The following is a 13,122-nucleotide window of genomic DNA, read 5'->3' on the forward strand; positions in this document are numbered from 1 at the left end:
CCGGGGCCTTCGCGCGTACAGCGGCCGGTTACGCCTCGGGCAGGCGCTCCAGCTGGCCCTTGATGCGCTCGATGTCCGCCTCCGCCTTGGCCAGGCGGCCGCGGATCTTCTCGACGACCTGGTCGGGGGCCTTCGCGAGGAAGGCCTCGTTGCCCAGCTTGCCGTTGGCCGCCGCGACCTCCTTCTCGGCCGCCGCGAGGTCCTTCGCGAGGCGCTTGCGCTCGGCCGCGACGTCGATCGTGCCCGAGAGGTCCAGGGCCACCGTGGCGCCCGCGACCGGCAGGGTGGCGGTGGCCGAGAAGGCCTCACCCTCCGGCTGCAGGCGCAGCAGCTGGCGGATGGCCGGCTCGTGGGCCTCCAGACCCGTGCCGGTCAGGTCCAGGCGGGCCGGGACCTTCTGGCCGGGCTGCAGACCCTGGTCCGTACGGAAGCGGCGGACCTCGGTGATCAGGGACTGGACGGTCTCGATCTCCTTCTCCGCGGCCGGGTCCCGGAAGCCCGAGTCCTTCGGCCAGTCGGCGATGACCAGGGACTCGCCGCCGGTCAGGGTGGTCCACAGCGTCTCCGTGACGAACGGGACGACCGGGTGCAGCAACTTCAGCGTGACGTCGAGGACTTCACCGAGGACGCGCTTGGTGTCCTCGGCCTCCTGGCCGCCCGCCATGAACGTGGTCTTGGTCAGCTCGACGTACCAGTCGAAGACCTCGTCCCAGGCGAAGTGGTACAGCGCCTCGCTGAGCTTGGAGAACTGGTAGTCGTCGTAGAGGCCGTCGACCTCGGCGACCACCTCGTTGAGGCGCGAGAGGATCCAGCGGTTGGTCGCCGACAGGCGCTCGGCGGGCGGGAGTTCGCCCTCGACCGTGGCGCCGTTCATGAGCGCGAACCGCGTCGCGTTCCAGATCTTGTTCGCGAAGTTGCGGGAGGCCTGGACCCAGTCCTCGCCGATCGGGACGTCGACACCGGGGTTGGCGCCGCGCGCCAGCGTGAAGCGCAGGGCGTCGGAGCCGTACTTGTCCATCCAGTCCAGCGGATTGACGACGTTGCCGAACGACTTCGACATCTTCTTGCCGTTCTCGTCGCGGACCATGCCGTGGAAGGCGATGGTGCGGAACGGAACCTCGCCGTCCATGGCGTACAGGCCGAACATCATCATCCGGGCGACCCAGAAGAACATCAGGTCGTAGCCGGTGACCATGACCGAGTTCGGATAGAACTTGGCCAGGTCCTCGGTCTGCTCGGGCCAGCCCATCGTCGAGAACGGCCACAGGCCGGAGGAGAACCAGGTGTCGAGGACGTCGGTGTCCTGCGACCAGCCCTCGCCCGTCGGCGGCTGCTCGTCCGGGCCGACGCAGACCGTCTCACCGTTCGGACCGTGCCAGACCGGGATGCGGTGGCCCCACCACAACTGGCGCGAGATGCACCAGTCGTTGAGGTTGTCGACCCAGTCGAAGTAGCGCTGCGTCAGATCCGCCGGGTGGATGTTCACCCGCCCGTCGCGGACCGCGTCACCGGCCGCCTTCGCCAGCGGCTCGACCTTGACCCACCACTGCAGCGAAAGACGCGGCTCAAGCGTCGTCTTGCAACGCGAGCAGTGCCCGACCGAGTGGACGTACGGACGCTTCTCGGCGACGATCCGGCCCTCGGCGCGCAGCGCGGCAACGATCGCCGAACGCGCCTCGAAGCGGTCGAGGCCCTCGAAGGGGCCGTGCGCGGTGATGATGCCGCGCTCGTCCAGGACCTCGATGGACTCCAGGTTGTGGCGCTGGCCGATGGCGAAGTCGTTCGGGTCGTGCGCCGGCGTCACCTTGACGGCACCCGTGCCGAACTCCGGGTCGACGTGGGTGTCCGCGACGACCGGGATGGAACGGTCGGTCAGCGGCAGCTTGATCGTCTTGCCGATGAGGTGCGCGTACCGCTCGTCGTCCGGGTGGACCGCGACGGCGGTGTCACCGAGCATCGTCTCGGCGCGGGTCGTGGCGACGACGATGGTCTCGTCGCCCTCGCCGTACTTCATGGAGACGAGCTCGCCGTCGTCGTCCTGGTAGTCGACCTCGATGTCCGAGATGGCCGTCAGACAGCGCGGGCACCAGTTGATGATGCGCTCGGCGCGGTAGATCAGGCCGTCGTCGTACATCTTCTTGAAGACGGTCTGGACGGCGCGCGAGAGCCCCTCGTCCATGGTGAAGCGGTCGCGGCTCCAGGCGACGCCGTTGCCGAGGCGGCGCATCTGCCCGGCGATCTGGCCGCCGGACTCTTCCTTCCACTTCCAGACGCGCTCGACGAAGGCCTCACGCCCGAGGTCGTGGCGGGACTTGCCCTCCTTGGCGAGCTCGCGCTCCACGACGTTCTGCGTGGCGATGCCCGCGTGGTCCATGCCCGGCTGCCACAGCGTCTCGTAGCCCTGCATGCGCTTGCGGCGGGTGAGGGCGTCGATCAGCGTGTGCTCGAAGGCGTGGCCCAGGTGCAGCGAGCCCGTGACGTTCGGCGGCGGGATGACGATGGTGTACGCGGGCTTCTCGCTCTTGGCGTCCGCGTCGAAGTAACCGCGCTCTACCCAGCGCTCGTACAGCGGCCCCTCTACCTCGGCCGGCGCATACGTCTTCGGCAGTTCGGGCTCGGGGATGCTGGAGTGCTGCTGAGTGTTCTCGGTCACGACGGACAGTTTAGAGGTGTCACAGCCCCGTCCCGAAACCGGAATTCTCGGTAACGGTGTGACCCCCGCCGCCCCGCGCCCCCGCTCCTTCCGTCAGGATGTTCGGACGAGATAAGCATCTGGAGGGGGACCACACCCATGAGCTACAACCAGCCGGGCCCGTACGGTGGCCAGCCGCAGCAGCCGGGCCCGTACGGTCAGCAGGGCGGCTATCCGCAGCAGCAGCCGCAGCCGCAGCCCGGTTACGGATACCCGCAGCAGCCGCCCCAGCAGCCCGGGTACGGCTTCCCCCAGCAGGGCGCTCCGCAGGACCCGTACGGCCAGCAGCAGGGCGGCTACAGCCAGCCGCAGCAGCCCGGCCCCTACGGCCAGCAGGCCCCGTACGGCCAGGTCCCGCCGCCCCCGCCGGCCGGCGGCAACGGCAAGCGGATCGGCATCATCGCCGGCGCGGTCGTGGCGCTCGCGGCGATCGGCGGCGGCATCTGGTACTTCGTCGGCGGCGGGTCCGGTGCGGATGTGGCTGATGACGGTCCGCACAAGCTGACCGTGCCGGAGACGGTGCTCGACGGCAAGTACAAGAAGGACAGCTCGGGTGACTCGGGCCCGTCGGACGATGACGCACTCGGCAACGCCGAAGAGTGGGGAGTGAAGGGCGCCAAGGAGGTCGAGGGCTCCTACACCTCCGGCGACAAGGACAACCCCATGTCCATGGAGAACCTCGGCTTCGGTGGTGTCTACGGCGAGATCGAGGACCCCGAGAAGGTCCTGGACGCGTTGTTCGAGCACATGAAGAAGGAAGCGGCGAAGGAGCCCGAGGAAGGCAAGCTGCTCGGGAGCCCGAAGTCGTACAACCGCGACGGCGCGCTGATCAAGTGCCAGGAGGCTCAGTTCACGAACCCCGACGCCGACGGCACGCCCACCGGAGGCCCCAAGGAGTTCAAGATGCCGCTGTGCGCCTGGGCCGACCACAGCACCGTCGCCATGGTGACCCACATCAACGTGATGAACGCGCTTCAGGGCAAGGGGACTTCGCCCGAAGATGCCGCAGAGATCGCGAGCAATCTGCGCAAGGACGTCCGCGTCAAGCTCTGACATCCACGTCGCGACGCACCACCAACGGGGCCTCTGTCAGCGAGGTTTGCCTGGTCCCCGGTTCGGTCAGGGTGCTGGATCCACAAACCGCTCTGCATGGAGGACGAACACACAATGAGTTACAACCAGCCCGGCCCCTACGGCCAGCAGCCCCAGCAGCCCGGACCGTACGGTCAGCAGCCGCAGCAGCCCGGTCCCTACGGCCAGCCGCAGCAGCAGCCCGGGTACGGCTACCCGCAGACCGCGCCCGGCCAGCCGCAGGCCGGTTACCCGCAGACCGCGCCGGGCCAGCCCGCGTACGGTCAGCAGCCCTACGGCCAGGACCAGTACGGCCAGCAGCCGTACGGCGCTCCGCAGCCCCCGCAGGGCGGCGGCGGTGGCGGCAAGAAGGTCGGCATGATCATCGGTGCCGCGGTCCTGGTGGCCGCGGTCGCCGTCGGCGGCTTCTTCGCCTTCAAGGGTGGCGACGACGACAACGGCGGCGGCGGCTCCGGCGGCGGCAGCTCCAACGTCGGCGGCGAGGGCAAGCTCAAGGACGACGGCCCGCACGTGATCGACGCGAAGGACAATGTCCTGGGCGACTACCAGCAGATGGAGCTCGTGCCGGGCGCCCCGAAGCCCGAGCCGGCCGCGCCCGCCGTCGGTATGCCGAAGACGATCGCCGACGCGTCGAAGATGACCGACCCGCTGGCGGTCACGGTGATCTACTCCAACCGCTCGGCGGAGGAGCTCCAGGACCCGTCGAAGGTGGTCGGCTCCAAGGCCATGACGTTCGTGGGCATGCACGGCAAGGTGGCCGACCCGAAGCAGGCGCTGGACGACATCTTCACGGCCCTGAAGAACGACAAGTCCTCGGGCCTGACGATGATCGGCTCCCCCGAGTCGGTCGCGCCCGGCAAGGCCGAGGGCTCGCTGATGAAGTGCCAGCAGGCCCAGGCCAAGAACCCGGCGACGAACAAGATCGACACCCAGTACATCTGTGTGTGGACCGACTACAGCACCATCGGCGTGGGCATCCCGGCCAAGGACGGCAAGGGCACCCCGCTGGACTACTCGGCGAACCTGACCGCCGACCTGCGCAGCGAGGTCCGCGTCAAGGGCTAGTCCCCGACGCGGTACGCAGAAGGGCGCCCGGCCAACTCACTGGCCGGGCGCCCTTCTTGATGTCCAGGTCCCGATGTCCGTACGGGACTGCCGTAGCCGGTCCGTACGGGACGGTCGTACCCGTACCCGTACGACCGTCAGGCGCTCTTCTCGTGCCGCCCGTCCTGCTTGCCCACGATGCGCGGGACCAGCGTCGGGTTGACGTTGGAGTGGACCACGTCCGCGGTGATGACCACGCGGGCCACGTCCTTGCGGGACGGCACCTCGTACATCACCGACTGCAGGACCTCTTCCATGATGGCGCGCAGACCGCGGGCGCCGGTCTGGCGCAGGATGGCCTGGTCGGCGATGGCCTCGAGGGCCTCGCGCTCGAAGTCCAGCTCCACACCGTCGAGTTCGAAGAGGCGCTGGTACTGCTTCACCAGCGCATTGCGCGGCTCGACGAGGATCTGGAGCAGCGCCTCGCGGTCGAGGTTGTGCACGCTCGTGATGACAGGAAGGCGGCCGATGAACTCGGGGATCATGCCGAACTTCACCAGGTCCTCGGGCATGACGTCCTCGAACTGGTCCTTCGCCTCCAGCTCCCGCTTGGAGAGGATGGTGGCGCCGAAGCCGATGCCCTTGGCGCCCGCGCGGCCCTCGATGATCTTCTCCAGACCGGCGAAGGCGCCGCCCACGATGAACAGCACGTTCGTCGTGTCGATCTGGATGAACTCCTGGTGCGGGTGCTTGCGGCCGCCCTGCGGGGGGACACTCGCGGTCGTGCCTTCGAGGATCTTGAGCAGCGCCTGCTGCACGCCCTCGCCGGAGACGTCGCGCGTGATCGACGGGTTCTCGCTCTTGCGGGCGACCTTGTCGATCTCGTCGATGTAGATGATGCCCGTCTCGGCCTTCTTGACGTCGTAGTCGGCGGCCTGGATGAGCTTGAGCAGGATGTTCTCGACGTCCTCGCCGACGTAGCCCGCCTCGGTCAGCGCCGTGGCGTCCGCGATGGCGAACGGCACATTGAGCATCCGGGCGAGCGTCTGCGCGAGCAGGGTCTTGCCGGAGCCGGTCGGGCCGAGCAGGAGGATGTTCGACTTCGCCAACTCGATGGCGTCGTCGCGTCCTTGGGCGCCGGACTCGCCGGCCTGGACGCGCTTGTAGTGGTTGTAGACCGCTACCGAGAGGGCCTTCTTCGCCGACTCCTGGCCGACGACGTAGCCCTCGAGGAACTCGTAGATCTCGCGGGGCTTGGGAAGCTCTTCCCAGCGCACCTCGCTCGTCTCGGCGAGCTCCTCCTCGATGATCTCGTTGCAGAGGTCGATGCACTCGTCGCAGATGTACACACCGGGTCCTGCGATGAGCTTCTTGACCTGCTTCTGACTCTTTCCGCAGAAAGAACACTTGAGCAGATCGCCGCCGTCACCGATGCGTGCCACGAGGTGCTTCCCCTTCGCCTGGGAGACGCCCGTGCGGGCGGCTCCTGGTGCCTCATATCCGACGGTACCTTGCCGGGCCCCCCGTTCGGGCCCCCCTTGGCGCGGTTCGCTGATGGCGAGCACGCCGCGAGCCGGACCCTGTCGGCCACGACTCGCGGCGTGCTCCCCCGCCGAGGGGGCAGGTAACGCTGTCGTCCTCGGTCCGGCGCTGGGGCCGGACCGGCTCAGGAGAGCGTCGAGTTGTTCATCTTGCGGGTGGAGACGATCTGGTCGACGAGGCCGTACGCGAGCGCGTCCTCGGCGGTCAGGATCTTGTCGCGCTCGATGTCCTCGCGGATCTTCTCGATCGGCGTCGAGGAGTGCTTGGCCAGCATCTCCTCGAGCTGCGAGCGCATCCGCAGGATCTCGTTGGCGGCGATCTCCAGGTCGGAGACCTGGCCGCGGCCCGTCTCCGAGTAGGGCTGGTGGATCAGCACACGGGCGTTCGGCAGCGCCATGCGCTTGCCCGGCGTACCGGCGGCGAGCAGCACCGCGGCGGCCGAGGCGGCCTGGCCCATGCAGACCGTCTGGATGTCCGGCTTCACGAACTGCATCGTGTCGTAGATGGCCGTGAGCGCCGTGAAGGAGCCGCCGGGGCTGTTGATGTAGATCGAGATGTCGCGGTCCGGGTCCATCGACTCCAGGCACAGGAGCTGCGCCATGACGTCGTTGGCGGAGGCGTCGTCGATCTGCACGCCGAGGAAGATCACGCGCTCCTCGAAGAGCTTCGCGTACGGGTCGTACTCGCGCACGCCCTGCGAGGTGCGCTCGACGAAGCGCGGGATGACGTAGCGGGACTCGGCGCGGGGGCCGGTGTACTCGGCCTCAGTGCGGGCGTAGAGACCGCTGCCGGGGAAGTCGTTCACTGGGTTCTCCTGAAGGGGGCTGAGGGTCGGCTTCGGGGCTGTGAGGACCTGATGGCCTCAGGCTCCGGTGCCGCCGCCGCCCGGCATGCCGGCGGCCGTGGTGATGACCTCGTCGATGAGGCCGTACTCCTTGGCCTCCTGCGGGTCGAACCAGCGGTCGCGGTCCGAGTCGCGGGTGACCTGCTCGACGGTCTGGCCGGTGTGGAACGCCGTCAGCTCGGCCATCTTCTTCTTGGTGAGCAGCAGCCGCTCGGCGTGGATCTTGATGTCCGACGCGGAGCCCGCGAGGCCCGCGGAGGGCTGGTGGATCAGGATCTCGGCGTTCGGCAGCGCGAAGCGCTTGCCGGGGGTGCCGGCGCTCAGCAGGAACTGGCCCATCGAGGCGGCCATGCCCATGGCGATCGTCACCACGTCGTTCTTGATGTACTGCATGGTGTCGTAGATCGCCATGCCCGCGGTGATCGAGCCGCCGGGGCTGTTGATGTAGAGGTAGATGTCCTTGTCCGGGTCGGCGGCAAGGAGCAGCAGCTGCGCAGTGATCTTGTTGGCGATGTCATCGTCGACGGGCTGGCCGAGGAAGATGATCCGCTCGTTGAGCAGCCGGTTGTAGACATGGTCGCCGAGGCCACCGCCGATGGAGGGGTCGCCGGCGGCGGAGGGCATCAGATTCGTCACGTATCCACCTGCTCGTCTTACGACGGCGCCGGGCCGTCTCACGTCTTCTGCTGGGGCCTGGGCCCCCCAGTCGCCCGCCGGTCTCGGCGGCGTCGGGGACTCCCCTGCCCTCGTATTCATGGACCCTAACGCGCGGGCCGTCGCGGGGAATCCCGGTAGGGGAACTGTTCGCTGTGAGCGCAGGTCGCTCCCGGCCGCTGGTGCTCGCCCCCACCTCACCCAGCTGTGGGCAGTCGTGCCCGTACCTCCGCCCGGCTGTGCCCCCTGCACCCCCTCGGGGCTCCGCCCCGGACCCCGCATCCGAGCTTCGCTCGGATCGCCTCAAGCGCCGGCGGGGCTGGGTTCGCATCCAGGGCTGACATGCACGAGGGCCCCCGAACGCGAACGCGTCCAGGGGCCCTCGTACGAGATGGGGGTCAGGCGGAGGCTCAGGCCTCGGCCTTCTCCTCGTCGCCGGACTCGGCGGCGGCCTCGACCGTCTCGCCGGCCTCGGCGGCCTCGTCCTCGTCGTCGCTCAGGTCGACGACCTCACCGTTGGTGTCCTTGACCGTGGCGGCCTCGACGACGACCGCGAGGGCCTTGCCGCGGGCGACCTCGCCGACCAGCATCGGGACCTGGCCGCCCTCGACGACGGCCTGGGCGAACTGGTCGGGGGACATGCCGGAGGAGGCGGCGCGGCGCATGAGGTGCTCGGTGAGCTCCTCCTGGCTGACGTTCAGCTTCTCCTTGTTGACGAGCTCGTCGAGGACGAACTGCGTCTTGATGCCCTTGACCGCCTGCTCCTTGGTCTCGGCGTCGAACTCCTCGACCGTCTTGCCCTGGATCTGCAGGTACTGCTCCAGGTTCAGACCCATCTGACCGAGCTGGTGGTGCTCGAGGTTGTGCTTGCGGGTGTTGACCTCGTCCTCGAGCAGCTTCTCGGGAACGGGGACCTCGACCAGCTCGAGCAGCTTCTCCAGGACGCGCTCCTGGGCCTGCGTGGCCTGGTCGTACTCCTTCATGTTCGCGAGGCGCTTGCGGCTGTCCGCCTTGAGCTCCTCGAGGGTGTCGAACTCGGAGGCGAGCTGCGCGAAGTCGTCGTCCAGCTCCGGCAGTTCGCGCGCGGCGACCTGGGTGACCTTGACGGTGACCTCGGCGTCCTTGCCCTCGGCCGAGCCGCCCTTGAGCTGCGAGGTGAAGGTGGCCTCGCCGCCGGCCTCGAGACCGGTCACGGCCTCGTCGATGCCGTCGAGGAGCTCACCGGAGCCGATGGTGTACGAGACGTCCTTGGCGACGCCGTCCTCGAGGACCTCGCCGTCGACCTTGGCCTCGAGGTCGATCGTCACGACGTCGCCCTCGGCGGCGGCGCGCTCGACCGGGGAGGTGGAGGCGAAGCGCTCACGGAGCTGCTCGACCGACTTCTCGACGTCCTCGTCGGTGACCTCGATGGCGTCGACCTCGACCTCGATGCCGGAGTAGTCCGGGATCTCGATCTCGGGGCGGACGTCGACCTCGGCGGTGAAGTTGAGCGTCTCGTTGTCCTTCAGCTCGGTGATGTCCACCTCGGGCTGGCCCAGGACGTTCAGCTCCGCCTCGTTGACGGCCTGCGTGTAGAACTTCGGAAGCGCGTCGTTGACGGCCTCCTCCAGCACGGCGCCACGACCGAAGCGCTGGTCGATCACGCGGGCGGGGATCTTGCCCTTGCGGAAGCCCTTCACCGTGACCTGCTGGTTGATCTTCTTGTACGCCGCGTCGAGGCTGTCCTTGAGCTCCTCGAAGGGCACCTCGACAGTGAGCCGAACCCGGGTCGGGTTCAGGGTCTCCACGGCGCTCTTCACGGTTCGGTCTCCTTGTGGCTGACTGCTTTAGGTTTCCTGCTGAGCCAGACAGCTGCAGCGGATGCGCGTCGCCGGGAACAACTCGTGGGGGCCGGAGAGGCTCACGTGATGGGGCACACGGGCGCGCAGCTTGCATAGTAACCGCAGCGCGGACGCACCCCAAAAGGTGATCTTGCCCAGGGGCCGAGGTGGGGCCTGGCCGGTGGGCAGAGGTCCTGGCTGATGGCCGAGGTGGTCGGGGTGGCGGGATTTGAACCCACGGCCTTCCGCTCCCAAAGCGGACGCGCTACCAAGCTGCGCCACACCCCGTCGGTGCGACACGTAGGGTACATGCCCGCAGGTCCCGCGGACGCCGCATTTCCCGCGCCCGCCGCCGGCGGTCCACGGGCTTGGACCCGGGCCGCGGATATGGGGTGTGCACCGCACACCGGGGACCCGCTACGATGCAGATGCGCCGCGGCCACTGTCACCTGGTGGTTCCTGCGGTGCAGGCCTTGCGGGCGTAGCTCAATGGTAGAGCCCTAGTCTTCCAAACTAGCTACGCGGGTTCGATTCCCGTCGCCCGCTCTCATGGAAAAAGCCGCTGGTCAGAGGCGGCTTTTTCCATTTCTACAAGATCGTTTGAAGTCTCCGGGATGGGTCACGTCCCCCAACCTCCCCTACAGGGTTTCCGAGAGTGAGACGAGACAGGGCCCGTGCTCCCCGTCGAGGGACCGGATCCGTCCGGCAGCTGAAGTCCGGACGGTACGAGGTTCGGTACACCGGACCGGATGGCAAGCGGCGCAGCATGCCTGGCACCTTCCCCACCAAGAAGGCCGCCGAAGAGGCGTTGGCGAAGGTCACGTCCGAGCGCATCGACAACAAGTGGATCGCGCCTGAGCTGAACAAGGTGCTCTTCAAGACCTGGTTCGTGCCGTGGCTGAAGCGCCACTGCGAGGACAGACAGCCCCAGACAGTGGAGTTGTACGAGCGGATCGCACGGAACTTCATCCTGAAGCCGGTAGGCGGGATCTGCATCGGCGAGATTCCGCTGGGGCGGATCACTCCCACGCTTGTAGCTGAGTGGCGGAGCGCGGTGAAGCGCCAGGTTCACAGGACCGTTGTTGAGCGGACTGGGCAGAGGCAGGCCGCACACCGCAAGGCACACACTGCCGTAGTACAGGCGGCACGAGCCGGAGCACCCCGCGGAGCAAAGAACGCCGCCGAACGGTCCGCCGCCGCGACATCATCGACGGACTCGTCATCACGCTCCAGGAGGCCCGGCTCTCGCTCCCAGAGACCGCGCAGGGGCGTGCGCTCGGTGACAAGCTGCTCGCCTACCGGCACCCCGGTCCCACCGTCCTCGGTGGTGACGCGCACCGCGTTGGTGAACTGGACGACCTCGTCCTGGCCCTCGCCGCCGCGGTGCATGTCGCCGACCAGCGGCCCGGCACACTCCACGTCCCACGAGGCTCGGTCTCCGAGATCGCGGCCGGAGCAGCCACCCGACCCGGCCGCCGCGTCAGCCGTCACGGACCCCGTCCCGAGCGGTACTACGACCTCGGCGGTGGTATTTCCGGTACGACGGCGGCGTACTGAGCCACGACCGACCAAGGTCCTGCGAAGTGAGGGCGGGAGAAGGCCGCAGCCAAGCACGTCACGAAGGTCCGGAGCCACACCGACTACACCGGCGGTGTGATGGGCGGCCACAACGGTGAGGGCAAGCTGTTGGCCACCAGGCACTCAACGGTTGAGTTGCGCATCGCAATATGCGAGCAGCGACCGGCCCAGCGTGAGCGCCTTGTTGTAGTCCATCGGCTGCTGCTGCTGCATCATCGCCGACGCGAACTGCTCCGGCGTGGTATCCGGATAGATCGCGCGCTTGGCGCACGAGCTGTTGATGACATCGGATATGTCATCGTCCGAGCCGCCCGGGTAGACAACCCGCATCTGCTCCATGACGGTTTCGCGCGATGGCGCGTCATCGCTGGTGACGGCGAACCCGATTCCCGTGCCCGCACCGGCGACCACCATGCCGGCCGCCACGGCGAGCGTGACACGACGACGCCACCACGGACGTGAATTCGCCGCGGTGTCGTCCATGCCCGCATCGGCGGTCGGCTCGTCGAGACCGGCGGCCTGCGGGACGGCCCGTGTGCCATGCGACCGGAACACCTTGGCGACAGACGCGACAGTCGTACCCTCCGCACGCATCCGGCGCACACTCAACACCACCAGCACCAGCGCGCAGACCAGCACCAGGTACATGCCTGCGCCGACGCTCGGCTTCACCAGGAGAGCGAACGGGTTGTCGTCGAGGCCATCGGTGAGATGTCCGGTCCAGACGATGCCGTACAGGGCGGCGCATGCAGTGATCGTGGCGAGGAAGGCCGTGGCGGGAGCTGGCCAGGGGTCGGTTCGCCGCGGCCCGTATGCGGACAGCGCGGCAGCAGCAGCCATGAGGATGACGATGCCCGCGGCGATACCTCCCCAGCTGAAGGGGTGCGCGTCGGTGACGGTGAAGCTGATGGCGCCAATTTTGAACCAGGGCATAAACAGGCCCACGATGGCGAGGCCGCTCGCTGCCAGGGTGACCTTTTCCGCGGTAGTCGGCTTGCGTTGCGGCTGGGGTGCAGGTGCCTGGGGCGGGGCAGTGGGCAGCGACGGCATGTCAGTGGTGGGCATACTTCGACTTTACGAAGCGCTTACATGATCCACAGGCCGCTGGAAGTCCCCACGTCCAGGGACGGAAGTCCCCAATGAGAGGGCGTACGGCTCTTGCCAAGGGGACCCGGCGACCGTCCTAGAGATCGGGTGTGGCAAGGGCCGAGCCCTCGCCTATCTGGCCGAAACGGGAATCAAGGCCACGGCCGTCGACCTGTCCCCGGTCATGGTGGCCAAGATCCAAGAGCGATGGGGGCCAACCGGGGCGCGGTTCGAGTGCGCGGAGGTTCTCGACTTACTCGCCGAGAACGACGAGACGTACGACGCGGTGTACGCGATCTTCGGCGCGGCCTGGTTCACCGACCCCACCAAGTTCTTCCCGCTCGTCGCCGAACACCTGAACCCAGGCGGAACCTTCGCCTTCTCTCACCCGCCGGCCATCCCTGGCGCATACGGGCCGCAGGGCATGTACAAGGGCGGCTTCGCCGGGCCAGCGATGTTCACCTACCGCTACTCGTACACCCCGCGAAAGTGGACGGCCCTGCTCCGCCGGACCGGATTCATCCACACCGATGCCAGGGTGCTTGACGCCCCCACCGAGGGACACATCGGAACCCTGATCATGACAGCCCAGATGGGCGGTTGATGATCCCCCCAAGCCTCCCCTACGCATCCCCTAACTGGGGCGGGACTCTGCCCACTCCGGCGCAACGTGGGCGCGGGTCACAACGCACCCGTTGCAGGTCAGCAGCGCGAGTTGGCTTCAGTTGCAGCCGGCGCCCCACCCCGGGTGAGACTTCCAAACTAGCTAC

General features: G+C 68.0%; 9 protein-coding genes, 2 tRNA genes and 1 pseudogene. 5 read left to right on the forward strand and 7 right to left on the reverse strand.

Going from position 1 to position 13,122, the window contains the following annotated elements:
- Positions 1-28 precede the first annotated feature (28 nt).
- Positions 29-2,653 (reverse strand): valine--tRNA ligase, encoded by a 2,625-nt coding sequence (locus BLT97_RS22995; RefSeq protein ID WP_093613143.1) that lies wholly within the window; start codon positions 2,651-2,653, stop codon positions 29-31.
- A gap of 138 nt (positions 2,654-2,791) precedes the next feature.
- Between BLT97_RS22995 and BLT97_RS23000 the strand changes: the two genes are divergently transcribed.
- Together BLT97_RS23000 and BLT97_RS23005 are read left to right on the forward strand one after the other, a co-directional pair.
- Positions 2,792-3,745 carry a flagellar basal body-associated FliL family protein gene (locus tag BLT97_RS23000; RefSeq protein ID WP_093613145.1) on the forward strand — a complete coding sequence of 318 codons (954 nt, stop codon included), beginning with the start codon at positions 2,792-2,794 and terminating at the stop codon, positions 3,743-3,745.
- A gap of 114 nt (positions 3,746-3,859) precedes the next feature.
- Positions 3,860-4,849, forward strand: a complete 990-nt coding sequence (locus BLT97_RS23005) for a hypothetical protein (protein WP_093613147.1) — start codon at positions 3,860-3,862, stop codon at positions 4,847-4,849.
- Positions 4,850-4,986: 137 nt separating this feature from the next.
- Here the strand turns inward: BLT97_RS23005 and clpX are convergent, their stop codons facing one another.
- The 5 genes from clpX to BLT97_RS23030 all read right to left on the reverse strand — a co-directional run bounded on the left by clpX (position 4,987) and on the right by BLT97_RS23030 (position 9,976).
- The gene (gene clpX, locus BLT97_RS23010; RefSeq protein WP_093613149.1) at positions 4,987-6,270 is read right to left on the reverse strand and encodes an ATP-dependent Clp protease ATP-binding subunit ClpX; all 1,284 of its coding nucleotides are present in this window, start codon (positions 6,268-6,270) and stop codon (positions 4,987-4,989) included.
- 224 nt (positions 6,271-6,494) lie between these two features.
- On the reverse strand, positions 6,495-7,175 hold the full coding sequence (locus BLT97_RS23015) for an ATP-dependent Clp protease proteolytic subunit (RefSeq protein WP_093613151.1): 681 nt from the start codon (positions 7,173-7,175) through the stop codon (positions 6,495-6,497).
- Positions 7,176-7,232: 57 nt separating this feature from the next.
- Positions 7,233-7,838, reverse strand: coding sequence for an ATP-dependent Clp protease proteolytic subunit (locus BLT97_RS23020; RefSeq protein ID WP_176953870.1), 606 nt, complete (start codon positions 7,836-7,838; stop codon positions 7,233-7,235).
- Between the two features lie 440 nt (positions 7,839-8,278).
- Positions 8,279-9,667: a trigger factor gene (gene tig / locus BLT97_RS23025; protein WP_093613155.1), complete on the reverse strand. Its 1,389-nt coding sequence runs from the start codon at positions 9,665-9,667 to the stop codon at positions 8,279-8,281.
- Positions 9,668-9,899: 232 nt separating this feature from the next.
- A tRNA-Pro gene (locus tag BLT97_RS23030) sits at positions 9,900-9,976 on the reverse strand.
- 187 nt (positions 9,977-10,163) lie between these two features.
- Here BLT97_RS23030 and BLT97_RS23035 point away from each other — a divergent pair.
- Positions 10,164-10,234 (forward strand) — tRNA-Gly (locus BLT97_RS23035).
- A 109-nt stretch (positions 10,235-10,343) separates the two neighbouring features.
- A complete protein-coding gene (locus BLT97_RS39180; RefSeq protein ID WP_483883502.1) occupies positions 10,344-11,345 on the forward strand; it encodes a hypothetical protein in 1,002 nt (333 codons plus the stop codon).
- Positions 11,346-11,389: 44 nt separating this feature from the next.
- Here the strand turns inward: BLT97_RS39180 and BLT97_RS23045 are convergent, their stop codons facing one another.
- The gene (locus BLT97_RS23045) at positions 11,390-12,331 is read right to left on the reverse strand and encodes a hypothetical protein (RefSeq protein WP_093613159.1); all 942 of its coding nucleotides are present in this window, start codon (positions 12,329-12,331) and stop codon (positions 11,390-11,392) included.
- Between the two features lie 100 nt (positions 12,332-12,431).
- On the opposite strand from BLT97_RS23045, the pseudogene BLT97_RS23050 reads away from it, so the two are divergent.
- A pseudogene (locus tag BLT97_RS23050) lies at positions 12,432-12,956 on the forward strand (class I SAM-dependent methyltransferase); the annotation flags it as partial.
- Positions 12,957-13,122: the final 166 nt, after the last annotated feature.

Source organism: Streptomyces indicus (assembly GCF_900100315.1).
GTDB lineage: Bacteria > Actinomycetota > Actinomycetes > Streptomycetales > Streptomycetaceae > Streptomyces > Streptomyces indicus.

Bases quoted from the DNA above. Each gene is read 5' to 3' on its own strand.
- BLT97_RS23000 (WP_093613145.1), top strand. From the start codon at position 2,792: ATGAGCTACAACCAGCCGGGCCCGTACGGTGGCCAGCCGCAGCAGCCG.
- BLT97_RS23005 (WP_093613147.1), top strand. From the start codon at position 3,860: ATGAGTTACAACCAGCCCGGCCCCTACGGCCAGCAGCCCCAGCAGCCC.
- BLT97_RS23020 (WP_176953870.1), bottom strand. From the start codon at position 7,838: ATGCCCTCCGCCGCCGGCGACCCCTCCATCGGCGGTGGCCTCGGCGAC.
- BLT97_RS23045 (WP_093613159.1), bottom strand. From the start codon at position 12,331: ATGCCCACCACTGACATGCCGTCGCTGCCCACTGCCCCGCCCCAGGCA.